This window comes from Mesorhizobium sp. M1066 (assembly GCF_040318635.1).
Taxonomy (GTDB): Bacteria; Pseudomonadota; Alphaproteobacteria; order Rhizobiales; family Rhizobiaceae; genus Mesorhizobium.
In genome coordinates this window covers 383,473-405,295 of the sequence record NZ_JAMYMR010000003.1, presented here as the reverse complement: position 1 = coordinate 405,295, position 21,823 = coordinate 383,473, and the positions used below count along the sequence as shown (strand labels likewise).

Below are 21,823 nucleotides of genomic sequence, written 5' to 3'. Positions count from 1 at the left end.
ATTTTTATAACTAACCTCTCCTCACTCACGCCTGTCGCGCGTTGGGTGGGGGTCCGTGTGGGTTTTTACCCCCTTGGGCGCCCGCGCGCCGCCGGCGTTGCCCCGGCGCCCGCCCGAACGCCCACTTCAACCTTCAAGGGTTACCAGAGACCGATGAACCTGTTTCGTACGATTGGTTTGATGCTGTTGTTCCTGCTGGCGACGCTGTCGTCTTCGGGCGCCGGCGAAACCGATCTGCGCGGCATCATCGCCAAATTCGCCACGGCCAAGGGCTTTTCCGAGATCGGAGCCGTCGTCCACGAACTGGCTGCTGCCGGCGATCCGGCGGTGGAGCGGCCGCTTGCGGCACTGGCCGACGGCAACCTCTATGTCCGCAAGGCCGATTCCCTGGTGTTTGTCGGCAAGGAAGCGGGCGAAAGCGTCCAGCTTTCCGACCCGGTGAGCGGCGAGGCATCGGGCGAGGCGGCCAAGGACGACATCACCAAGATCAAGGTCAACAACACGCTGCGTCGCGTTATCCGAGATGCGTTGGGCACGCTGACGCTTGGCGCCAAGGATCCGGCTGTCCGCGTTGCCGCCGCCGACACCATGTTCAAGACGCCCGACGCCGCAAACATCGGACCGCTCGACACGGCAATCGCCGGTGAGAGCGTGGCCAGCGTCAAGGCGCTGCTCGAACAGGCTCGTGCCGCCTCCGTTCTGGTCTCCGACCGGCCTGAAGCCGACAAGCTCGCTGCAATTGCCCTGATCGGCGCGCGTGGCGACCGCGATGCGGTTTCCCTGCTCACCTCGGTCGAGGCGAATTCCACCGACGCGGTCAAGCAAGCGGCGACGACCGCAATCGCCAACATCAATTCGACGCTGGCCTTCTGGGATGCCGGGCAGAACATCTGGTACGGCATCTCGCTGGGCTCGGTGCTGCTGCTGGCGGCAATCGGCCTTGCCATCACCTTCGGCGTCATGGGCGTCATCAACATGGCGCATGGCGAGATGGTCATGCTCGGCGCCTACACGACCTTCGTCGTCCAGCAGGTGATCCGCACCTCCTTTCCCGGCCTGTTCGACTGGTCGCTGGTCATTGCGCTGCCGCTGGCTTTCCTCGTCGCGGCCCTGGTTGGCCTGATCATCGAGCGCGGCGTCATCCGTTTCCTCTATGGCCGGCCGCTGGAAACACTGCTTGCGACTTGGGGCGTCTCGCTGATCCTGCAGCAAGCGGTGCGTTCGATCTTCGGGCCAACCAACCAGGAGGTCGGCAACCCCTCGTGGATGTCGGGCTCGTTCAATGTCGGACAGTTGGCGATCACCTGGAACCGCCTGTGGATCCTCGTTTTCGCGCTCGCTGTCTTCGGCATCCTGCTCTACGTGATGAAGCGCACGCCCTGGGGCCTGCAGATGCGCGCCGTCACCGCCAACCGGCGCATGGCCGCCTCGATGGGCATCAGGACGCCATGGGTAGACGCGCTGACTTTCGCGCTCGGCTCCGGCATTGCAGGCATTGCCGGTGTCGCGCTCAGCCAGATCGACAACGTCTCGCCCAATCTCGGTCGCGGCTACATCATCGACAGCTTCATGGTCGTTGTCTTCGGCGGCGTCGGCAATCTGTGGGGCACGCTGGTCGGCGCCTTCTCGCTTGGCATCGTCAACAAGTTTCTCGAGCCCTATGCGGGCGCGGTGCTCGGCAAGATCGTCGTGCTGGTGCTGATCATCCTGTTCATCCAGAAGCGCCCGCGCGGCCTGTTCGCGCTCAAGGGCAGGGCGGTGGAAGCATGATCACGGGACGCTTCTTTGCCGCCGGCGCGGACCGCCGCATCGCCATCACGATCTTCATCCTGCTGGCGGTGGCCGTCATCGTGCCGTTGCTCAACCTTGCGGTGTCTCCTACCAGTGCCTTCTACATCCCATCCTACATTGTCGCGCTGACCGGCAAATATCTCTGCTATGCGCTGCTCGCCTTGGCACTCGATCTTGTCTGGGGCTATTGCGGCATCCTTTCGCTCGGCCACGGCGCCTTCTTCGCGCTCGGCGGCTATGCGATGGGCATGTATCTGATGCGCCAGATCGGCTCACGCGGCGTCTACGGCAATCCCATCTTGCCCGACTTCATGGTGTTCCTGAACTACAAGGAATTGCCCTGGTTCTGGTACGGTTTCGACCATTTCTGGTTCGCCGGCCTCATGGTGCTCGCGGTGCCCGGCCTGCTCGCTTTCGTCTTTGGCTGGTTCGCTTTCCGCAGCCGCGTCACCGGCGTTTATCTCTCGATCATCACCCAGGCGATGACGTACGCGCTGCTGCTTGCCTTTTTTCGCAACGACATGGGGTTCGGCGGCAACAACGGCCTGACCGATTTCAAGGATATTCTCGGCTTCAACGTGCAGGCCGACACGACGCGTTCGGCGCTGTTCGCCGCCAGCGCCGTGATGCTTGCGCTTGCCGTGTTCGTCACCTGGGCAATCGTTGGCTCCAAATACGGCAAGCTCCTGATGGCGGTGCGCGATGCCGAGAGCCGCACGCGCTTCCTCGGCTGGCGGGCCGAGAACGTAAAACTGTTTGCCTTCACCGTCTCGGCTGTCATGGCCGGCATAGCCGGCGCGCTCTACGTGCCGCAGGTCGGCATCATCAATCCGGGCGAGTTCGAGCCGGCCAATTCGATTGAAGTCGTCGTCTGGGCGGCTGTCGGCGGACGCGGCACCATTGTCGGGCCGATCATCGGTGCGTTGCTGGTCAATGCCGGCAAATCCTGGTTCACCGGCGTTCTGCCGGAGTTCTGGCTATTTGCTTTGGGCGGGCTGTTCGTCGCCGTCACGCTTTTGCTGCCCAACGGCATCATCGGCATGTGGGACAGCTGGCGCGGCAACGCCAGGGCGTTGCGTGCAGCTTCTGTTGCCGAGGAAGCCGGCAGCGACCCCGACGTCCCGCCGCCGGCGAAAATCGTTCGCAGCGAGGCGAGAAAGCCCGGCGACTGGTCCGCCAGCAACCCCGAACCGCAGCCGGCGGAGTGAGCGGCGATGTCGAAGTCGAACACGATCCTTTATCTCGACGGCGTCTCGGTCTCCTTCGACGGCTTTCGCGCCATCAACAATCTGTCGCTGGTGCTCGACAAGGGTGAGATGCGCGCCATCATCGGCCCCAACGGCGCCGGCAAGACGACGATGATGGACATCGTCACCGGCAAGACGCGGCCCGACGAAGGCGACGTGTTCTTCGACGGCCAGGTCGATCTGACCAAGCATGATGAGGCCGAGATCGCCATGATGGGCATCGGCCGCAAGTTTCAGAAGCCGACGGTGTTCGAAAGCCACACTATCGAGGAAAACCTGATGCTGGCGCTAAAGGGGCCGCGCTCGATCTTCCCGGCGCTGTTCCATCGCCGCTCGGCCGCCGAGACGCGGCAGATCGATGACATCCTCGGCATCATCCGGCTTGGCGACAAGCGTGACGAACTGGCGGCCAATCTCAGCCACGGACAAAAGCAGTGGCTCGAGATCGGCATGCTCTTGGCGCAGGACCCGAAACTGCTTCTGGTCGACGAACCGGTCGCCGGCATGACCGATGCCGAGACCGAGGAAACCGCGCGGCTGCTCAAGGATATTGCCCGCGACCATTCGGTCATCGTCGTCGAGCACGACATGCATTTCGTGCGCGAACTCGGCGTCAAGGTCACCTGCCTGCATGAGGGCTCGGTGCTGAGTGAGGGCACACTCGATTTCGTGTCGGCCGACGAGCGTGTCGTCGAAGTCTATCTGGGGAGATGAGCATGGTTTGGCGGGTGCAGTTCCATCACTTCGATCTGTCGTTTCTGCGGTTCTGGAAAAGGCGCTGACATGCTCGAAGTTTCCAATGCCACGCTCCACTACGGCGCCGCCCAGGCGCTGCGCGGGGTGTCGTTGAAGGCGGGCGCCGGCAAGATCACCTGCGTGCTCGGCCGCAACGGCGTCGGCAAGACCAGTTTGATGAGATCGATCGTCGGCCACCACCGGCTGACGAGCGGAAGCGTTGCCTTCGAGGGGAAGGCGCTCGACCGGAGCGCGGCGTATGACCGCGCCCGGTCGGGCATCGCATTCGTGCCGCAGGGCAGGGAGATCTTTCCGCTGCTCACCGTGCGGGAAAATCTCGAATCGGGCTTCGCGCCGCTGAAGCGGGCCGACCGCAACATTCCCGCGCATGTCTTCGAATTGTTTCCGGTGCTCAAGCAGATGCTCGGCCGCCGTGGCGGCGACCTTTCCGGCGGCCAGCAGCAGCAGCTCGCCATCGGCAGGGCGCTGGTGATGCGGCCGAAACTGCTGGTGCTCGACGAACCGACCGAGGGCATACAGCCGTCGATCATCAAGGATATCGGCCGTGCCATCCGCTATCTGCGCGACCAGGCCGGCATTGCCGTGCTTCTGGTCGAACAATATCTCGACTTCTGCCGCGAGCTCGCCGACGAGGTCAACATCATGGATCGGGGCCTGATCGTCCATACCGGCCCGGCGGAAGATCTCGATAGGGCGGATGTCCGCAAGTTCCTGACGGTGTAAAATCGGCGCTGAACTTCAGTTGACGATCCAAAATCCTTGGCAAGTCCAATATTTCTCCGATCCCGCCATCTGCGTCACTGGTGCACCATGGGCTGCGTGCTACTCTTTCCCAGGGCTTTTGTGAGTCGGCCGCTTCCGTATCAGTCTGGTTCATCGCAGATCGAGGGCGCGGCTAGCACCGGGCAAGTTTCACGCAAGCAAGGCTTCCTAGCTTCCCTCCTGCGATCTCTGTCGTTCAAACGCGTTTGGGCACACAGGCCAAGGGACAGCCATGGAACGTTACGTCGAGGACTACCAGAAGCGGCGGCTTACCGAGCGCGTCGATATCATCACAGCCATCAACATCTTGAAGTCCCAAGGCTACGACCACGACGACCTGATCGAGGAAATCACCAAGGTCTTCTATGTCGACCTGGATGCCTTCAATGAAATCGTCATGGCGGCATAAGAGCCGCATTCGCCCGTCCCGGTCGTAGCCATGGCATCGATGCGCGTGGTTTAACCCGCGCGCCGGAATGCCGAGGCGGTGACCCGGTTGCGGCCGCCGCGTTTGGCGGCGTAGAGCGCTTTGTCGGCGGCGCTGAGCACTTTGTCGAAGCTGAGGCCTTCCTTGGTGCCGAAGGCAAAGCCGGCACTGACCGTGCATATCAGCGAGCCTGTTTCGGTTTCGATGCGACGCGCGGCGAAAGCTGCCCGTATGGCTTCGGCGGTGGCTTCCACCGTTTCGGGCAATGTCCGCTTCAGCACCAGCGCGAATTCCTCGCCGCCCATGCGCGCGGCCACGTCGGCCGGGCGAAGATTGCCGGCGAGGTCCCTGGCGAACACCTTCAGCACTTCATCGCCGGCGGCGTGGCCGAATTCGTCGTTGATGGCCTTGAAGCTGTCGAGGTCGAAGACAACCACCGCCGTGAAGGCACCGACCGGGGCATCGCCGTGCAGGTCGAACAGCGCGCGCCTGTTGAGCAGGCCGGTCAGCGGGTCGGTCAGAGCGTTGTGGCGGTGATGCCTGGCCAGACGTCCCTGATTGAGCGCCAGGGAAAGCGCCCCGATGCCGGTCATGCTGGCGATGACGATGATGAGGCTCAGTTCCTCGGCCCAGTTGCTGGGTGCTTGCCCAAGGATCAGCTTTCCATCCCAGGCAAGAACCATGGCGCATAGAGCGAAGGACGTGGCCGTGGCCGAATAGAGCGCGGTGATGCCGATCGTCAGGGCGGGGGCTTCGTCGCGGCCTTCCCAGTATTCGAACGCCGTTGCGAACAGAAGCAATGCGGCGAAGGCATTTTCGAACATGAAGCCCAGCCCGTCATAGCCAAGCGCCATGGGAGGCAACGTCACAACCAGCGAAATGGCGCTGACAAGCACCGTTCGCGGCATTGGCGAGCCACCGGTCCTGAACTGGTAGGCGGCGCCCAGCATTGCCGAAAAACCGAGCAGGAGGAAAGCAAGCGTGGCGATGCCGAGCAGGCGCCCGGGCATGTCGATATAGGCGTCATAGACAAAAATATCGCCGACCACGAACACCAGGCTGATCGCCCATGTCAGCAGGAATTTCTCCGAGCGAGCGGTCAGCCACATGCCGAACAATGTCAGGCTCAGGCAGGCTGCGGAAAACCCGACAGCCAGCAGAAGTGAAGTGTAGTCGAGCGACATGCCCCTCGTCCTTGCCCGCGGCGGCCACAGATCGGCGATTTGGCCAGGCTGGACTCATGCAGCAAGGAGGTATCGATAAGGTTACGACGGTGGTGAAGATGCCATGATTCCGCTGCGTCAGAAGAGCACCGACAACAACAGCAGGGCTAGGCCGATACCCATCATCAACAGGCCTGGCCAATTCTGTGACAGGCCGAGGAAACTAAGCCCCCGCCGGCGTGGCTCGAGAGTCGGGCCTGGTGTTGCGAGGTTTGGTATCGGGCGATCTGGAACCACAGGCGCAGGATCGCTAAGCCGCCCGCGCCGAAGGACAGCGCCCGCCACGTACACAACGCCAGCGACAGTAAGCAATGCACCGAAGAGGATGACAGCCATTTGTCCTTGCCCTTCTTCAAGTCCTGCATCCGATGCAGGGACTTGCGGGATCGGTGGCTAAGCGTGATGTCGCACGCGTCGCCGCCTGCCAGGATAGAACGATCAAGGTGCCGGGCAGGTTCCAACAACAAAGCAAGGCGCCGGGTGGGCCGCTCTAATTCACTCGCTTCATCAATGCCATGGCGCCGAACGGCGCACGCACCTTGCCCTCGGTGATGAAGTAGACGAACACGTCGCGCGGCTTGACCGGCGCATCGGTGGCGGGATCGGCACGCCGCAGGTCGGCCGGCTGCTTACCCTGCGCCCAGATCTTGGCGCGCGCCGCCCATTCATCAAGGCCCTTTGGCGTGTAGCAATCGGGATTGTCGTCACTGCCGGTCTGCAGCCGTGCATAGACGAAATCACCGGTAACGTCGGCGATATCAGGATATTTGGCATGGTCGGCATAGACGATCGCCACCTTGTACTTGCGCACCAGCGCGGCGAATTCCGGCACGACAAAACTGTCGTTGCGCACCTCGACCGCGTGACGCAGCGCGACGCCGTCCTGCTTTTCCGGCAGCAGTTTCAAAAAAGCTTCGAAATCGTCCGGATCGAACTTTTTCGTCGGCGCGAACTGCCACAGGATCGGCCCGAGCTTTTCGCCGAGCGCGGCCACGCCCGAGCCGAGAAAACGCATCATCGATTCGCCGGCCTCACCGAGCACGCGGCGGTTGGTGACGAAGCGGTTGCCTTTCAGCGCATAGACGAAACCGTCCGGCGCCTCGCTGGCCCATTTGACGAAGGTCGGCTCCTTGAAGCTCGAATAATAGGTGCCGTTGACCTCGATGCTCGGCACCTGCCGAGTGGCGTAGTTCAGCTGCTTGGCCTTGGAAAGCTTGTCGGGATAGAAGGACGTATCCCAGGGCTCGAAGGTCCAGCCGCCCATGCCGGCGCGGATTGTTCCCGATGTGCTCATTGTCATCCTCCCAAGTGAAGAAATCTGGCCGAGTTCAGAAAAATCAGGCCGTTTCACCGACTGGTTTTGCCATGTCGACGAGTACCCATCCTGGCCGGTAGGGATTGGGCCGGCGACCCGTTTCGTGGAAACCATAGGCCAGATAGAGCGCGATGTTCCGCTCCATCCTGGCGTTGGTGTAGAGCCGCACCTCGGGCAAGCTCCATAGCCGCGTCTGTTCATCCGCGTGTTTCAGCAGCGCGATGCCAAGCTCTCTGCCCTGAAAGTCGGGGGCGACGGCGACGGAAAAGATCATCGCATGATCGTCATGCCGCTCCAGGGTGAGCACTCCGGCTGACCTGTCGCCGCTCTCCAGCAGCCAGACCTCACCGCGCTCGATGCGCGGCGCATAGTCCTCGGTGACCGGGATCGGCTGTGCGCCGAACAGTGCGGTGTAAGGCGCGTAGGCGGCTTCGGTTAGCCACACGACAGCTGGGAGATCACCGGCACGCGCTCTTCGGATTGTCATTCAAAAAGCTCTCCCAGGCGCCAACCGGTCGATCGTCACTCCGCCGCTTCGCGCTTGCCTCCGGGGCGCCGCTCCAGCAGTTCCTTGAGGAACTGTCCGGTGTAGCTACGCTTTTCGCGCACGATCGCTTCCGGTGTGCCGGAGGCGACCAGTTCGCCGCCACCGTCGCCACCCTCGGGACCGAGGTCGAGCACCCAGTCGGCGGTCTTGATCACTTCGAGATTGTGCTCGATGACGACGACCGTGTTCCCCTGGTCGACCAGCTCGTGCAGCACTTCCAACAACTTGGCGACGTCGTGGAAGTGCAGGCCGGTGGTCGGCTCGTCGAGGATGTAGAGCGTCTTGCCGGTCGCCTTGCGCGACAGTTCCTTGGCGAGCTTGATGCGCTGCGCCTCGCCGCCCGACAGCGTCGTCGCCTGCTGGCCGATATGGATGTAGCCGAGGCCGACCTGCTTCAGCGTGTCGAGCTTGTCGCGCACGCCGGGCACCGCGGCGAAGAAATCGACGCCTTCCTCGACGGTCATGTCGAGCACGTCGGCGATCGACTTGCCCTTGAACAGGACATCGAGCGTCTCTCTGTTGTAGCGCTTGCCGTGGCAGACGTCGCAGGTGACGTAGACGTCGGGCAGGAAGTGCATCTCGATCTTGATGACGCCGTCGCCCTGGCAGGCCTCGCAGCGGCCGCCCTTGACGTTGAACGAGAAGCGGCCGGGCTGATAGCCGCGCGCCTTGGCCTCGGGAAGGCCGGCGAACCAGTCGCGGATCGGCGTGAAGGCGCCGGTGTAGGTGGCGGGGTTGCTGCGCGGGGTCCTGCCAATGGGCGACTGGTCGATGTCGATGACTTTGTCGAGGAATTCGAGGCCCTCGATACGGTCATGATCGGCCGGGTGCTCGCGCGAGCCCATGATGCGCCGCGAGGCGGCCTTGAACAGCGTCTCGATCAGGAAGGTCGACTTGCCGCCGCCCGACACGCCGGTGACGGCGGTGAAGGTGCCGAGCGGGATTTCGGCGGTGACGTTCTTGAGGTTGTTGCCGCGCGCGCCGACGATCTTGAGGCGGCGGTTTTTCTTCGCCTCGCGGCGCACGCCAGGCGTTGCCACTTCGAGCGCGCCCGACAGATATTTGCCGGTGATCGAATTGGGGTTGGCCATGACCTGCTGCGGCGTGCCCTGGGCGATGATCTCGCCGCCATGGATGCCGGCGGCCGGACCCATGTCGACGACATAGTCGGCATGCAGGATGGCGTCCTCGTCATGCTCGACGACGATCACCGTGTTGCCGATGTCGCGCAGGTGCTTGAGCGTGTCGAGCAAGCGCGCATTGTCGCGCTGATGCAGGCCGATCGACGGCTCGTCCAGCACATAGAGCACGCCGGTGAGGCCGGAGCCGATCTGCGACGCCAGCCGGATGCGCTGGCTTTCACCGCCCGACAGCGTGCCGGAATTGCGCGACAGCGTCAGATAATCGAGCCCGACATCGTTGAGGAAGCGCAGCCGCTCGCGGATCTCCTTCAACACGCGCACCGCGATCTCGTTCTGCTTGTCGTTGAGCGACGCAGGCAGGTCGGTGAACCACTGGTCGGCCTTGCGGATCGAAAGTTCGGTGACTTCGCCGATGTGCTTGCCGGCGATTTTTACGGCCAGCGACTCGGGCTTCAGGCGGTAGCCCTTGCAAACCGGGCAGGGCGTGGCCGACATGAAACGCTCGATTTCCTCGCGCATCCATGCGGATTCGGTCTCTTTCCAGCGCCGCTCCAGATTGGGGATGACGCCTTCGAAGGTTTTCGTGGTCTTGTAAGAGCGCAGGCCGTCATCATACTGGAAGGTGATCTCGCGCTCGCCGGTGCCGCGCAGGATGGCTTCCTTTGCCTCTTCGGTCAGGTCCTTGAACTTGTCGCCGAGCTTGAAACCATAGGCCTTGCCGAGCGCTTCCAGCGTTTGCGCGTAATAGGGCGAGGTCGACTTGGCCCACGGGCTGACGGCGCCGTCGCGCAACGAGATGTTTTCGTCCGGCACGATCAGATTGCCGTCGATGGCGCGCTGGCTGCCGAGGCCATCGCAGGTCGGGCAGGCGCCGAACGGGTTGTTGAACGAGAACAGGCGCGGTTCGATTTCCGGAATGGTGAAGCCGGAGACCGGACAGGCGAACTTTTCCGAGAACAGGATGCGTTCATGCGTCTCGTTCTTCGACTTGTTGACCGAATCCTCGCCGGTCTGGCTGGCGTCGAGCGGCTTGTCGGCGAACTCGGCGACCGCCAGCCCTTCGGCCAGCTTCAGCGCCGTTTCGATGGAGTCGGCAAGCCGGGTCGCCAGATCGCCGCGCACGACGATACGGTCGACGACGACGTCGAGGTCATGCTTGTACTTCTTGTCCAGCGCCGGCACGTCGGCGATCTCATAGAAGACGCCGTCGACCTTGACGCGCTGGAAGCCCTTCTTCTGCAGCTCCAGCAGTTCCTTGCGGTACTCGCCTTTGCGGCCGCGCACCATCGGCGCCAGGATGAACAGGCGGGTGCCTTCCTCGACCGCCAGCACGCGGTCGACCATCTGCGAAACCGTCTGGCTCTCGATCGGCAGGCCGGTAGCCGGCGAATAGGGAATGCCAACGCGGGCGAACAGCAGCCGCATGTAGTCGTAGATCTCGGTGACGGTGCCAACCGTCGAACGCGGGTTCTTCGAGGTGGTCTTCTGCTCGATGGAAATGGCAGGCGACAGGCCGTCGATCTGGTCGACGTCAGGCTTCTGCATCATTTCAAGGAATTGCCGTGCGTAGGCCGACAGACTTTCGACATAGCGACGCTGGCCTTCGGCATAGATGGTGTCGAAGGCAAGCGACGATTTGCCGGAACCCGACAGGCCGGTCATGACAATCAGGCTGTCACGCGGCAGGTCGAGATCGACATTCTTCAGATTGTGTTCGCGCGCCCCGCGAATGGAAAGATATTTATGGTCGGCCATCGCCGGTCGCCGCCTCAGAATCTGGAATTTCCTGGAATGGCGGGTTTTCCCAACCATCCCCTATGTAGGTAGTTTTGCCGCCACGTCGAGAGACGCCACAATTCCCGACAAAAGCGTTTAAGCGTCTTTCGCGTGAACGGGCAAGCGGAAAGAACAAAGACCGAACACGCTCCTGACAAAGCTGTGCAAAAAACTGACTTGCACGTAACCTTCCGGCGATCACATTTTTCGGTAACCGGCTATTGAAGGTTGACGTCGCCGACTCAGGGGAGCAGTCTTCGGCAGTCAACGAAGCCGGCCGTCTTTCGATGGTCTCGCCGCCCAGAGGCGGCCTGCGAGACGCCGCAGGCATTCGCGATTTGTGCTTCGGGACGACAACGTCGCAATGGACAAAGGAGCGGAGCTATGACGCCACCGGATCGTCCCCCAGGGTTCCAGTTGTCACTGGAACCGCGGCAGGCATAAGTGCCAGGGTTTAGCGTTTTCGCCACCCGACAAACCGTGACCTGCCTATCCCGTAAAAATCAGAGACTGCTAGTCGGATCGTCGGCTGAACGCCGCGTTGCATCCGAAATCAAATGCCGGCAGTACACTCCCGGTAGAAATTGGATTTGAGATCCAAAAAGGCCCCGTCCGTTTGCGCAAAGCACGGCGGGGCCGTTTTTATGTGCGGGTTGTCTTGCAGGCGCAGCGCAGCACGCCGGCACCACTATCAGTGGCGCGGCAGCCCGATTGAGCCGGCGCCGACATCAACGGTGATGCTGCCGGAAATCCTGACATCCGTATCGCCGATCTTGAACTGGCCATTGCCGCTGCCGAGAAACGCGTCATCGGGCTCGGGAGCCGGCTTGGCGATGCGGTAGTCGCCTGTCACGCCGGGCAGGGCGCCTTTCTGCGCCGACGGCGAGTTTTCATCGGCAAACGCTGCGCCGCTCACGAAGCCGGCAAAAGCGAGCACTACAACGGCGATGACGCGGTGCAACGATTTGGGCAGATGAATGTCGGTCATCCCAGGACTATAGTGGCGTGCCGCCGACGGGACCAGACCGGCATCGTCAAATCTTCGAAAGCGCGTCGCGTTCGAACGGATTCAGGTGACGCGCTTTCGGTCTTTGTTTTCATGCATGTCGTTGCCCCAAAACCGGGGCACTTTTGGGCGACAAGCATGAGAGCCGGCAGCGCTCCGATCCGGCCCTGGCTTTACGCCGCTTTTTTTCGCGTGTCGAAAACGTGGTCGACGATGCCCCAGGCCTGGGCCTCGCGGGCGGTCATGAAGTGGTCGCGGTCCAGGGTGCGCTCGACCTCTTCATAGGTACGGCCGCAATGCTGCGCATAGAGCTCGGCCATGTGCCGTTTCGTCTGGCCGATGCGCTCGGCATGGCGCTGGATATCGGAGGCCTGGCCCTGGAACCCGCCCAGCGGCTGATGCAGCAGGATGGTGGCGTTCGGCAGTGAGATACGACGCCCGGCCGTGCCTGCCATCAGCAGGAACGAGGCCATCGAGGCGGCAAAGCCCATGCACACTGTAGACACCGGGCAGCTGATATATTGCATCGTGTCGTAGATGGCGAAGCCGCTGGTCACCACACCGCCCGGCGAGTTGATGTAGAGCGAGATCTCCTTGTCGGGATTGTCCGATTCCAGCGACAGCAACTGCGCGCAGACCAGCGCCGAGATGTCGTCGTTGATCTCGCCATTGATGAAGACGATGCGCTCGCGCAGCAGTCGCGAGAAAATGTCGAAGGCGCGTTCGCCGCGGCTCGATTGCTCGATCACCATCGGCACCAGACTGGCAACACCGCTCATGATCTTCTCTCCATTGTCCTTGTTCAGGCTGCACGCAGCAAGAGGCGAGGCGCGTTTGCTGCGATTGGCTTGCGTGAACCGTTTGCGTCGAGCGAAAGCCGGCAGCCGGCGCCTGCCATGGCGACCGCGGGCATTGCCTTGCGGGCGAAGCCGTCATGGACAATGCGCAGATGGGTGCCGCCGGAAACGGTTCGGGCAAGTGTGAAGGTGACAATGCTGTCCAATGGGCTGTCCAATGGGCTGTCGAGCGGATCCTGCCGCGCGGCGTCGCCTGGCTGCTCCCGCCAGGAATAGCGCAGCAGCTTCTCCGGCTCGGCGTCGAGAATTTCGCATTCGATCGCTGTCTCAGGTCCGGCAAAGGCAAAACGATTGCCGGTCTCGGGGCTGATGTCGTTCGGCATCATCCAGGCGGCGAGCAGCTCCGGCACGGTCAGGGCCCGCCACACCTTTTCTGGCGGCTCGGCAAGGTCGTACTCGAATTCGAGCGCATCAAGGGTGACTTTGGTCTGGCTCTCGTCGATCATTGATCCATGTCCTTCAAAACCGTCTTCAGCCTTTCGATGCGCTCCGGCCAGAAGGTCCGGTAGCGTTCGATCCAGGAGAGCAGGGGGGCAAGCCCTTGCGGATCGGCGCGGTAGAAGGCGTTGCGGCCGGCTCGCCGCTCGACCACAAGGCCGGCGCCGCGCAGCACCGCCAGATGCTGCGATACGGCGGGTTGCGACACAGTCATGCCGCTGCGCAGCTGCGATACGCTCATCTCGCTTGTCGCGAGGCGCTCGAAGACGGCGCGGCGGGTTGGGTCGGCAAGGGCGCGGAAAATCTCTGCTTCGATCATGGCAAAAGCATAAGTCGATACTTATTGATTTGGCAAGCGCTCTTTTCAGACCCATATGCGGGGCTGGTGCATTGCTGCCATTCCTTGACAACCAGCAGCGATGCAGATAGGAACGAAAAGGGAACAAAAACCTTGTGGGAAAAGCCAGCCATAGCAGGCGGCTGGCGTCTGCAGCCTGTAAGGTGCTGCGACAAAAATTTGTTTCGGATGAGCGCGGAGAAATATCATGGCGGGTAGCGTCAACAAGGTCATTCTGGTCGGCAATCTCGGTGCGGATCCTGAAATCCGCCGGCTGAATTCGGGCGAGCCGGTCGTCAACATCCGCATCGCGACGTCGGAAAGCTGGCGCGACAAGAATTCCGGCGAGCGCAAGGAAAAAACCGAGTGGCACAATGTCGTCATCTTCAATGAGGGCATCGCCAAGGTGGCGGAGCAGTATCTGAAGAAGGGCATGAAGGTCTATGTCGAGGGCCAACTGCAGACGCGCAAATGGCAGGATCAGACCGGTGCCGACAAGTACACGACGGAAGTCGTGCTGCAGAAGTTCCGTGGCGAGTTGCAGATGCTCGACGCGCGCGGACAGGGCGAGGGCGGTCAGGTCGGCGGCTATTCCGGCGGCAGCAGCCGTGGTTCCGATTTCGGCCAGTCCAGCCCGAGCGAAGGCTTCAATCGCGGCGGCGGCGGTGGTGCCAAGAGTGGCGGCGGTGGCGGTTCGTCGCGCGAACTGGACGACGAAATCCCGTTTTGATCGCAATGGCAGATACTATTTTGGCTTAAGTCAAACATTGCGCCCCGAGAGTCCCTCATGGACTTTCGGGGTTTTGCATTGTCGAATTGAGCGCTGCCTTGGCGATCAACGAAATATGGCGAAGGACGAGTTCGATGAAAGCACGCGTAAAATGGGTCGAGGAGCGCACCTTTGTCGGCGAGTCCGGTAGCGGCCACAAGGTCGTGCTCGGAACCGCGCTCGGACCGGAAGGCAACACGCCGGGGCCGAGCCCGATGGAGCTGGTGCTGATCGGCACCGGCGGCTGTTCGGCCTATGATGTCGTCCACATCCTCGAAAAGGGCCGCGAAGCGGTCGAGGATTGCGTCGTCGAACTCGACGCCGACCGGGCCGAAACCGAGCCTAGGGTGTTTACCCGCATTCATATGCATTTCGTCGTCAAGGGCCGAGCGCTCTCGCCCGACAAGGTCAAACGGGCGATTGATCTCTCGATCGAGAAATACTGCTCGGCTTCAGCGATGCTGGCCAAGACGGCGACGATCACGCATGATTTTGAAGTGGTCGATACTGCTGCTTGAGTGAGGGTCGGGCCGATGTCCATAGCAGCTTCGCCCAAGGCATCACTCTACGGCCTCCTTGTCGCTGAAATAGCGCGAATTGCCGCGCAGAACGAACCAATACAGCTGACTTCCGAAGGAAAATTTGTTGATAGGAAACAAACAGATAGAGCTGAAGTCGGCCGAAAGGGAAGTGTTTTCTGTCACAACTTCACGTCGGCCTTCGAGAGGGCTTCTTTCGTCCTCTGGGCACTTGAGATAGCCGAGCCTGTCAAGCAGGCTGGTGCACATTGGACCATAGTTCGAGATCCCGGCAGCATGAGGCCTTACTATCAACTTCAGCACGATGTCGATTACATAGCTGCCGTGGCAGCTAACGAGGTGTCACGTATTTTCCCGTCTCTGGATTATGTCTTGAGTGCATATCTCGATGTAGTCGAGCAGTCGATGTATCTCTTGGTCGAGTTCGCAAAAATATTGAACGATAGCAGCGAATGGGACTCGGAAAAACAACTTAAACAGGTAGTCGGCTCGACGTTGCCGGACGGATATACAGGAGCGCGCGCGGAACTGCCGGCCGTTTTTGAATCGTCAGTTCCCCGATTGGCGACGTTGCTGGAGAGAACAGGCTATATCAGCAGCGAAAATGGCCCTCTAGCTTGGACCGAAGTGGCCGCACCGGCTTTGCGTGGCAACTGGTACGCCTTGCAAGGCGGCGATGTCAGCATTGATGATGGCCGACCTCGGCTGCGGCTACCGAACTAGATAGGAAGTGTCTGCCGTTCAGCCCGCCATCAGCGCCTTGATGCCGTCCGCCACGAACTGCACCGCCAGTGCCGCCAGGATGACGCCGAGCAGCCGCGTGAGGATCGAACGCCCGGTTTGGCCGAGGATGCGATCGATGCGTTCCGACAGCACGAACACCAGATAGGTGATGGCGAGGCAGACGAAGATGATGCCGACCAGCGCCGCCTGCGCGGCAAAGCCCTCGAACGAACCAGAAAGCAGCACCGTCGCCGAAATGGCGCCGGGGCCGGCGATCAGCGGGATCGCCAGCGGAAAGGCGGCGATGTTGTGGATCATGTCCTTGGTGATGGCGACGTCGCCGATCTTCTCCTTGCGGTCCTGCCTTCGCTCGAACACCATTTCGAAAGCGATGAAGAACAGCAAGAAGCCACCAGCGACGCGAAAGGCCGGCAGCGTGATGCCGAACACCGACAGGATCGAGGCGCCGGCAACCGCAAACAGCGCCATCACCAGGAAACCGATGATCGAGGCGCGGACAGAAACCTGCTGGCGCTCCTCGCGGTTCATGCCGCGCGTCACGGCGAGGAACAGCGGCGCCAGGCCAGGCGGATCGATGGTCACGAGAATGGTAACGAAGGCATTGAACAGGCTGTCGAAACTCGGCATCTCTGACCCCTCCCGCCGGGCCGAGCCCGTACCAGGATATTGGTAGAGCAAAGCCCGGTCGGTGGGAACTGTCAGGACAGCGAAACTGGGTTTAGCCGGCACTGCCGCAATAGGCCTCGATGCGATAGCCGTCCGGGTCGACGACAAAGGCGGCATAGTAGTTGTCGCCATAGTCGGCGCGCAGGCCCGGAGCGCCATTGTCACTGCCGCCTTCGCGCAGAGCGCGGGCATGGAAAGTGTCGACGCTGGCCCGCGTTGGTGCGGCGAAGCAGAAATGCAGACCGGATTTGTCGTCTGGTGGCACCGGCCGAGCTGCCTCGTTCACCCATAACACGACGTTTTGAGCGCCATAACCAAGCGAGCCCGGTGACTGGCTCAGACAGCTGTAGCTGAGCGGCTTCAGTGCGGCATCATAGAAGCGCTTGGCGGCGGCGGCGTCGCGGACGCCGATCGAGATATGATCGAACATGATTTTCTCCATCGTTACAACGCTTTGCGATGTCAGCTTGCTGTTGCCCGCCGCGCCAGAAACTCGACCTCCAGCCGCCATGTCGCGCCATTGTCGTGCGAGCGCTCGCCGAGCCAGCGGAAGGAGTTTTCCGTGATGCGCGAAAAACTCCAGCGCACCGAAGAGCCGGTGTCGTCGGCGCCGACTTGCACGATCGTGTCGCCCTCGGCGCGGCCGAGCTGGCGGCTGAAATACTGGTTGCGCGGATCGCTCCAGAAGATGTGCCAGGCATCCGCGCCGGGGTCGTAGACGCGTAGTGTCGTGCCGTAGAATGTCCATGCGCCCAGCGAGGGCGAGGGGCCGGCGTCACGCGCGGGCAGGATCCAGACGTCCTGGATCGCCCGGCCCTCGAGCACCCAGCCGAAATGCACCTCGCCACGCCCGGTCAGCACGGTGCCGTCCTCGAGATGGCGCGAGGCATCGAACGCCCAGGCGCCGGCGAAGCGCCCGTAAAGGTTCAGCTTTTCGGCAAGCCCGTCGATAGGTCCGGGACTGTGCAAGGCTTCGGCAAAGGAGGATTGGTCAAACATGGTTCAGCCCTCTTCTTGTCAGGAGACCGGGAAGAGTAGGCGGTGACGGGGTTCTGGACTTGGGAAAAATTGCTATATTTCGGCCATGACAGCGACAACGCATACGCTTGCATCCGGCCCGGGCTGGCGCGTGGCGGACGTGATCTGCACGGCCGGCGCCGGCGACCGGCCGTTCGAGGAAGCACATCAGGATTTCTGCGTCGCTGCCGTCACCAGCGGCACGTTCCGCTACCGTGCGCAACAAGGCACGGCGGTGCTGGCGCCCGGCGCGCTCCTGCTCGGCAATCCCGGCACATGCTACGAGTGCGGGCACGAGCATGGCAGCGGCGACCGTTGCCTGTCGTTTCATTTCGGACCGTCCTACATGGAACGGATCGTGGCTGGCGTGCAGGGCGCCAGGAAGCTCGCTTTCGAGGCGCCGCGCCTGCCGCCTTTATCCGCTTTGGCGCCGCTGCTGACCGAGGCGGAAACCGCGCGCGAGATGGCCGACCTGGACGCCTTCGAGGAACTCGGGCTGCGCATAGCCAGTGCTGCCGTGACGGCTGCCACCGGCGCCACGCATGTCAGGCGCACGCCGAGCCGTCGCGATCAGAAACGGGTTGCCGAGGCTGTGCGGCGGATAGAGCTGGATGCCGACGGACCGGTCTCGCTCTCAGCGCTTGCGGATGAAACTGCGACCAGTCCTTACCATTTCCTGCGTGTTTTCCGGCAGGTCGCGGGCATGACGCCCTATCAGTTCCTGCTCAAGACGCGGCTGCACAGGGCGGCGGTGCGGCTGCACATGTCGGATGATGCGGTCTCGGCCATCGCCTTCGAGGCCGGCTTCAACGATCTGTCGACGTTCAACCGCCGGTTTCGGCGTGTCATGGGCGAAACGCCCGGCAAGTATCGCGCCCGCCGTGGCGCAATGGGTGTTCGCGTCTCGTGAATCGGCTCAGGTGCTCGCAAGGGCGGCCACAGGGTCCAATCCATCGCACTCGGGGCTTTCGCTCAGGGAAAACGTCCATTGCAGGCTTTTGCGTCGATGGCGGCGAAACCGCCTTGGCCATATCGTCGCAATCAGTGGTATCCATTTGAAATTACCACCAAAAATGACACTGGAAAAGTGCCTGACATGTTGGAGTTTCAGCCTTGCTTCCTATATAAGCACCAAGTGATTCCTGATTAGATTGTGATCCGATTTGACCGACCAGAAGACACCGCGCGGCGCCGACGGCGGCCCCACCGGCATCGAGCCGATATCCATCGTCGAGGAGATGCAGCGCTCCTATCTCGATTACGCCATGAGCGTGATCGTCAGCCGTGCGCTGCCCGATGTGCGCGACGGCCTGAAGCCGGTGCATCGCCGCATTCTCTTCGCCGCCCATGAGAGCGGTTACCACTGGAACCGCAAATATGTGAAGTCGGCGCGTCCGGTCGCCGACGTGATGGGTAAATACCATCCGCATGGCGACGCTTCCATCTATGACGCCTTGGTGCGTATGGCGCAGGACTGGTCGCTGCGCGTGCCGCTGATCGACGGGCAGGGCAATTTCGGCTCCATCGACGGCGATCCGCCGGCGGCGATGCGCTACACGGAAGCGCGGCTGACCAAGGTCGCACACGAGCTTTTGGAGGATATCGACAAGGACACCGTCGATTTCCAGGATACGTATGATGCGTCGGGCAGCGAACCCAAGGTTCTGCCGGCACGGTTTCCCAACCTGCTGGTCAACGGCTCGGGCGGCATCGCCGTCGGCATGGCGACCAACATCCCGCCGCACAATCTCAGCGAGATCTGCAACGGCGCCATCGCCCTCATCGACAACCCGGCGATCGACCTGCCGGCATTGATGGAGATCATTCCGGGGCCGGATTTCCCGACCGGCGCCATCGTGCTTGGCCGTTCCGGCATCTACAGTGCCTATTCGACCGGCCGCGGCTCCATCGTCATGCGTGGGCGTGTCAACATCGAACAGCGCGGCAACGACCGCGAGTCGATCATCATCACCGAAGTTCCCTATCAGGTGAACAAGTCGTCGATGATCGAGAAGATGGCCGAACTGGTGCGCGACAAGCGCATCGAGGGCATTTCCGATATCCGCGACGAGAGCGACCGCCAGGGTTACCGGGTCGTCATCGAGCTGAAGCGCGACGCCGTTGCCGACGTCATCCTCAACCAGCTCTATCGCTTCACCCCGCTACAGACCTCCTTCGGCGCCAATATGGTGGCGCTGAACGGCGGCAAGCCGGAAGTGATGAACCTGACCGACATGCTGAAGGCGTTCGTCGCTTTCCGCGAGGAGGTGATCACAAGGCGCACGAAATTCCTGCTGCGCAAGGCGCGCGACCGCGCCCATGTGCTGGTCGGTCTCGCCATCGCCGTCGCCAACATCGATGAGATCATCAAGCTGATCCGCACCGCGCCGGATCCGCAGACGGCGCGCGAACAGTTGATGGAGCGCCGCTGGCCGTCCGGCGACGTCGAATCGCTGATCCTTCTGATCGACGATCCGCGCCATCGCATCAACGAGGACGGCACCTACAATCTGTCCGAGGAGCAGGCGCGCGCCATCCTCGAACTGCGCCTGCAGCGCCTGACCGCGCTCGGCCGCGACGAAATCGCCGACGAGTTGAACACGATCGGCGCCGAAATCATCGATTATCTGGACATTTTGTCGTCCCGCGCGCGCGTCCAGCAGATCGTCAAGGACGAGCTTGCCGCCGTACGCGACGAGTTTGGCACGCCGCGCCGCACCGAGCTCACCGATGGTGGGGCGGACATGGAAGACGAGGACCTGATCCAGCGCGAGGACATGGTCGTGACGGTGAGCCACTCCGGCTACATCAAGCGCGTGCCGCTGTCGCTCTACCGGGCGCAGCGCCGCGGCGGCAAGGGCCGCTCCGGCATGTCGACCAAGGAAGAGGATTTCGTCACCCGGCTGTTCGTGGCCAACACGCATACGCCGGTGCTGTTCTTCTCGTCGCGCGGCATCGTCTACAAGGAAAAAGTCTGGCGCCTGCCGATCGGCAACCCGCAGTCGCGCGGCAAGGCGCTGATCAACATGCTGCCGCTGGAGCAGGGCGAGCGCATCACCACCATCATGCCGCTGCCCGAGGACGAGACCAGCTGGGGCGAACTCTACGTGATGTTCGCCACCACGCGTGGCACCGTGCGCCGCAACGATCTATCCGACTTCGTCCAGGTCAACCGCAACGGCAAGATCGCCATGAAGCTGGAGGAAGAAGGCGACGAGATCCTCGGCGTCGAGACCTGCACCGACAAGGACGACGTGCTGCTGACCGCCAGTTCCGGTCAGTGCATACGCTTCTCCGTCGGCGACGTGCGCGTCTTCCAGAGCCGCAATTCGGTCGGCGTGCGTGGCATAACCATGGCCGAGACCGACCGCATCATCTCGATGTCGGTGATAGAGCATGTCGATGCTTCGCCGGCGGAACGCGCCGCTTACCTGAAGCGCGCGGCGGCGGAGCGGCGTCTTGCCACAGAAACGGCAGGCGAAGAGGAAGAGATCGCGCTGACCAATGAGGAGATCGGCGAGGAGACGGAGCTTTCCGAAAGCCGATACGAAGAGCTCAAGGCGCACGAACAATACGTGCTGACGGTGACCGAGTTCGGCTACGGCAAGCGTTCGTCGTCCTATGATTTCCGGCTGACTGGACGCGGCGGTAAAGGCATCCGCGCCACCGACGTGTCGAAGGCAGCCGAGATTGGCAGGCTGGTGGCGACGTTCCCGGTCGGCAATGACGACCAGATCATGCTGGTGTCGGACGGCGGCACCGTCATCCGGGTGCCGGTCAACGGCATCCGTTTCGCCAGCCGCGCCACCAAGGGCGTGACCATCTTCAACACGGCTGAAGGTGAAAAGGTGGTTTCGGTCGAGCGGATCTCTGAGCCGCAATCGGACGAGGAAATCGAAGAGACCGTTGAGGGCGGCGCTGATGTCGCTCTGGCGCCTGACGCCGGTCCTGAGGGGGCGGACTAAGTCCGGAATCCAGGTTTTTGACATAGCAACGCCGGCCAGTTGGCCGGCGCGGCAGCAAGTTCAGGCTTTATCAGTAGTGGCGATATGGCTTGCGCGGGCCGAAGCCTTCGAAGCGCTTGGTGTTTGCCTTGACGCGGATGCGTTGTGCCTCCTGATGCAGCCCAAAGACGGTGGCGATCAGCATGGCGACGGTCATTGCGGTGGCGAGCATGTAGATCAGCATGTGCGTGTTCTCCTGCGCCTAACAACGGATAGATGGGATTTTGGTTTCATCTTATTAAGGTGCAACCTAGTGAACGCTGCGTGAAGGCTTCGTGATCAGCGTGTTCATCTGTCGTTCATGTGCCGGAAAAGGTTCATGGCCAGCGCGCCGATCGGGATTTGCCTTTGCGAGAGAGGCTCGCTAGAGCCTGTTCCATCTTGATGGACGGAAGATGGAACAGGCTCTAGCTTTCATTTGAGCATGATCTCTAGGACAAACGAAAAACCGTTTGTCCGC

At 62.0% G+C, this 21,823-nt stretch carries 22 protein-coding genes; 10 read left to right on the top strand and 12 right to left on the bottom strand.

All coding sequences use genetic code 11. The annotated features are described in order from the left end of the window. Positions 1-153 precede the first annotated feature (153 nt). The 5 genes from urtB (at position 154) to NKH52_RS07725 (ending at position 4,965) form a co-directional block, all read left to right on the top strand. A complete protein-coding gene (gene urtB / locus NKH52_RS07745) occupies positions 154-1,770 on the top strand; it encodes an urea ABC transporter permease subunit UrtB (RefSeq protein ID WP_352735379.1) in 1,617 nt (538 codons plus the stop codon). Further along, positions 1,767-2,999, top strand: a complete 1,233-nt coding sequence (gene urtC / locus NKH52_RS07740; protein ID WP_352735381.1) for an urea ABC transporter permease subunit UrtC — start codon at positions 1,767-1,769, stop codon at positions 2,997-2,999. Before urtB ends, urtC begins: the two co-directional genes overlap by 4 nt. Positions 3,000-3,005: 6 nt before the next feature. Next, entirely contained in the window at positions 3,006-3,752 is a 747-nt protein-coding gene (urtD, locus tag NKH52_RS07735) for an urea ABC transporter ATP-binding protein UrtD (RefSeq protein ID WP_023813007.1), read from the top strand. A 69-nt stretch (positions 3,753-3,821) separates the two neighbouring features. Continuing rightward, positions 3,822-4,517, top strand: a complete 696-nt coding sequence (gene urtE, locus NKH52_RS07730; protein WP_109669216.1) for an urea ABC transporter ATP-binding subunit UrtE — start codon at positions 3,822-3,824, stop codon at positions 4,515-4,517. A 271-nt stretch (positions 4,518-4,788) separates the two neighbouring features. Continuing rightward, positions 4,789-4,965 (top strand): hypothetical protein, encoded by a 177-nt coding sequence (locus tag NKH52_RS07725; RefSeq protein WP_352735383.1) that lies wholly within the window; start codon positions 4,789-4,791, stop codon positions 4,963-4,965. A gap of 50 nt (positions 4,966-5,015) precedes the next feature. Here the strand turns inward: NKH52_RS07725 and NKH52_RS07720 are convergent, their stop codons facing one another. The 8 genes from NKH52_RS07720 to NKH52_RS07685 form a co-directional block, all read right to left on the bottom strand. Beyond that, positions 5,016-6,167, bottom strand: coding sequence for a GGDEF domain-containing protein (locus NKH52_RS07720; protein WP_352735385.1), 1,152 nt, complete (start codon positions 6,165-6,167; stop codon positions 5,016-5,018). A 529-nt stretch (positions 6,168-6,696) separates the two neighbouring features. After that, complete coding sequence (locus NKH52_RS07715; RefSeq protein WP_352735387.1) at positions 6,697-7,500, bottom strand: DUF72 domain-containing protein; 804 nt, start codon at positions 7,498-7,500, stop codon at positions 6,697-6,699. 43 nt (positions 7,501-7,543) lie between these two features. After that, the gene (locus NKH52_RS07710) at positions 7,544-8,008 is read right to left on the bottom strand and encodes a GNAT family N-acetyltransferase (RefSeq protein WP_352735389.1); all 465 of its coding nucleotides are present in this window, start codon (positions 8,006-8,008) and stop codon (positions 7,544-7,546) included. 35 nt (positions 8,009-8,043) lie between these two features. Further along, complete coding sequence (gene uvrA, locus NKH52_RS07705) at positions 8,044-10,965, bottom strand: excinuclease ABC subunit UvrA (RefSeq protein ID WP_352735391.1); 2,922 nt, start codon at positions 10,963-10,965, stop codon at positions 8,044-8,046. A 712-nt stretch (positions 10,966-11,677) separates the two neighbouring features. Further along, positions 11,678-11,974, bottom strand: a complete 297-nt coding sequence (locus NKH52_RS07700) for a hypothetical protein (protein WP_352735393.1) — start codon at positions 11,972-11,974, stop codon at positions 11,678-11,680. Positions 11,975-12,165: 191 nt separating this feature from the next. After that, complete coding sequence (locus NKH52_RS07695) at positions 12,166-12,771, bottom strand: ATP-dependent Clp protease proteolytic subunit (RefSeq protein ID WP_352735395.1); 606 nt, start codon at positions 12,769-12,771, stop codon at positions 12,166-12,168. 23 nt (positions 12,772-12,794) lie between these two features. Beyond that, complete coding sequence (locus NKH52_RS07690) at positions 12,795-13,295, bottom strand: SRPBCC family protein (RefSeq protein ID WP_352735397.1); 501 nt, start codon at positions 13,293-13,295, stop codon at positions 12,795-12,797. Continuing rightward, on the bottom strand, positions 13,292-13,606 hold the full coding sequence (locus NKH52_RS07685) for an ArsR/SmtB family transcription factor (RefSeq protein WP_352735399.1): 315 nt from the start codon (positions 13,604-13,606) through the stop codon (positions 13,292-13,294). The genes NKH52_RS07690 and NKH52_RS07685 overlap by 4 nt, the downstream gene beginning before the upstream one ends. A gap of 226 nt (positions 13,607-13,832) precedes the next feature. Here NKH52_RS07685 and NKH52_RS07680 point away from each other — a divergent pair, with 226 nt between their 5' ends. The 3 genes from NKH52_RS07680 (at position 13,833) to NKH52_RS07670 (ending at position 15,655) form a co-directional block, all read left to right on the top strand. Continuing rightward, positions 13,833-14,354: a single-stranded DNA-binding protein gene (locus NKH52_RS07680; protein WP_352735401.1), complete on the top strand. Its 522-nt coding sequence runs from the start codon at positions 13,833-13,835 to the stop codon at positions 14,352-14,354. 134 nt (positions 14,355-14,488) lie between these two features. Next, complete coding sequence (locus NKH52_RS07675; RefSeq protein ID WP_352735403.1) at positions 14,489-14,911, top strand: OsmC family protein; 423 nt, start codon at positions 14,489-14,491, stop codon at positions 14,909-14,911. A gap of 15 nt (positions 14,912-14,926) precedes the next feature. Then, a complete protein-coding gene (locus tag NKH52_RS07670; protein WP_352735405.1) occupies positions 14,927-15,655 on the top strand; it encodes a hypothetical protein in 729 nt (242 codons plus the stop codon). 18 nt (positions 15,656-15,673) lie between these two features. Here the strand turns inward: NKH52_RS07670 and NKH52_RS07665 are convergent, their stop codons facing one another. The 3 genes from NKH52_RS07665 to NKH52_RS07655 all read right to left on the bottom strand — a co-directional run bounded on the left by NKH52_RS07665 (position 15,674) and on the right by NKH52_RS07655 (position 17,341). After that, positions 15,674-16,303, bottom strand: coding sequence for a MarC family protein (locus tag NKH52_RS07665; RefSeq protein WP_352735407.1), 630 nt, complete (start codon positions 16,301-16,303; stop codon positions 15,674-15,676). 91 nt (positions 16,304-16,394) lie between these two features. Next, positions 16,395-16,772 carry a VOC family protein gene (locus NKH52_RS07660; RefSeq protein WP_352735409.1) on the bottom strand — a complete coding sequence of 126 codons (378 nt, stop codon included), beginning with the start codon at positions 16,770-16,772 and terminating at the stop codon, positions 16,395-16,397. Between the two features lie 32 nt (positions 16,773-16,804). Then, a complete protein-coding gene (locus NKH52_RS07655) occupies positions 16,805-17,341 on the bottom strand; it encodes a hypothetical protein (RefSeq protein WP_352735411.1) in 537 nt (178 codons plus the stop codon). 85 nt (positions 17,342-17,426) lie between these two features. Between NKH52_RS07655 and NKH52_RS07650 the strand changes: the two genes are divergently transcribed. Both NKH52_RS07650 and gyrA read left to right on the top strand, forming a co-directional pair. Further along, positions 17,427-18,269, top strand: a complete 843-nt coding sequence (locus NKH52_RS07650) for a helix-turn-helix transcriptional regulator (RefSeq protein ID WP_352735413.1) — start codon at positions 17,427-17,429, stop codon at positions 18,267-18,269. 253 nt (positions 18,270-18,522) lie between these two features. Continuing rightward, positions 18,523-21,324 (top strand): DNA gyrase subunit A, encoded by a 2,802-nt coding sequence (gene gyrA, locus NKH52_RS07645; protein WP_352735415.1) that lies wholly within the window; start codon positions 18,523-18,525, stop codon positions 21,322-21,324. Between the two features lie 70 nt (positions 21,325-21,394). Here gyrA and NKH52_RS07640 read toward each other — a convergent pair whose 3' ends face one another. Beyond that, positions 21,395-21,547: a hypothetical protein gene (locus NKH52_RS07640; protein WP_081714296.1), complete on the bottom strand. Its 153-nt coding sequence runs from the start codon at positions 21,545-21,547 to the stop codon at positions 21,395-21,397. Positions 21,548-21,823: the final 276 nt, after the last annotated feature.

Bases quoted from the DNA above. Each gene is read 5' to 3' on its own strand.
- NKH52_RS07710 (WP_352735389.1), bottom strand. From the start codon at position 8,008: ATGACAATCCGAAGAGCGCGTGCCGGTGATCTCCCAGCTGTCGTGTGG.
- urtC (WP_352735381.1), top strand. From the start codon at position 1,767: ATGATCACGGGACGCTTCTTTGCCGCCGGCGCGGACCGCCGCATCGCC.
- NKH52_RS07685 (WP_352735399.1), bottom strand. From the start codon at position 13,606: ATGATCGAAGCAGAGATTTTCCGCGCCCTTGCCGACCCAACCCGCCGC.
- NKH52_RS07665 (WP_352735407.1), bottom strand. From the start codon at position 16,303: ATGCCGAGTTTCGACAGCCTGTTCAATGCCTTCGTTACCATTCTCGTG.
- NKH52_RS07690 (WP_352735397.1), bottom strand. From the start codon at position 13,295: ATGATCGACGAGAGCCAGACCAAAGTCACCCTTGATGCGCTCGAATTC.
- NKH52_RS07670 (WP_352735405.1), top strand. From the start codon at position 14,927: ATGTCCATAGCAGCTTCGCCCAAGGCATCACTCTACGGCCTCCTTGTC.
- NKH52_RS07675 (WP_352735403.1), top strand. From the start codon at position 14,489: ATGAAAGCACGCGTAAAATGGGTCGAGGAGCGCACCTTTGTCGGCGAG.
- NKH52_RS07650 (WP_352735413.1), top strand. From the start codon at position 17,427: ATGACAGCGACAACGCATACGCTTGCATCCGGCCCGGGCTGGCGCGTG.
- urtD (WP_023813007.1), top strand. From the start codon at position 3,006: ATGTCGAAGTCGAACACGATCCTTTATCTCGACGGCGTCTCGGTCTCC.
- urtB (WP_352735379.1), top strand. From the start codon at position 154: ATGAACCTGTTTCGTACGATTGGTTTGATGCTGTTGTTCCTGCTGGCG.
- uvrA (WP_352735391.1), bottom strand. From the start codon at position 10,965: ATGGCCGACCATAAATATCTTTCCATTCGCGGGGCGCGCGAACACAAT.
- NKH52_RS07725 (WP_352735383.1), top strand. From the start codon at position 4,789: ATGGAACGTTACGTCGAGGACTACCAGAAGCGGCGGCTTACCGAGCGC.
- NKH52_RS07715 (WP_352735387.1), bottom strand. From the start codon at position 7,500: ATGAGCACATCGGGAACAATCCGCGCCGGCATGGGCGGCTGGACCTTC.
- NKH52_RS07680 (WP_352735401.1), top strand. From the start codon at position 13,833: ATGGCGGGTAGCGTCAACAAGGTCATTCTGGTCGGCAATCTCGGTGCG.
- NKH52_RS07700 (WP_352735393.1), bottom strand. From the start codon at position 11,974: ATGACCGACATTCATCTGCCCAAATCGTTGCACCGCGTCATCGCCGTT.
- NKH52_RS07655 (WP_352735411.1), bottom strand. From the start codon at position 17,341: ATGTTTGACCAATCCTCCTTTGCCGAAGCCTTGCACAGTCCCGGACCT.
- NKH52_RS07695 (WP_352735395.1), bottom strand. From the start codon at position 12,771: ATGAGCGGTGTTGCCAGTCTGGTGCCGATGGTGATCGAGCAATCGAGC.
- NKH52_RS07660 (WP_352735409.1), bottom strand. From the start codon at position 16,772: ATGTTCGATCATATCTCGATCGGCGTCCGCGACGCCGCCGCCGCCAAG.
- NKH52_RS07640 (WP_081714296.1), bottom strand. From the start codon at position 21,547: ATGCTGATCTACATGCTCGCCACCGCAATGACCGTCGCCATGCTGATC.
- NKH52_RS07720 (WP_352735385.1), bottom strand. From the start codon at position 6,167: ATGTCGCTCGACTACACTTCACTTCTGCTGGCTGTCGGGTTTTCCGCA.
- urtE (WP_109669216.1), top strand. From the start codon at position 3,822: ATGCTCGAAGTTTCCAATGCCACGCTCCACTACGGCGCCGCCCAGGCG.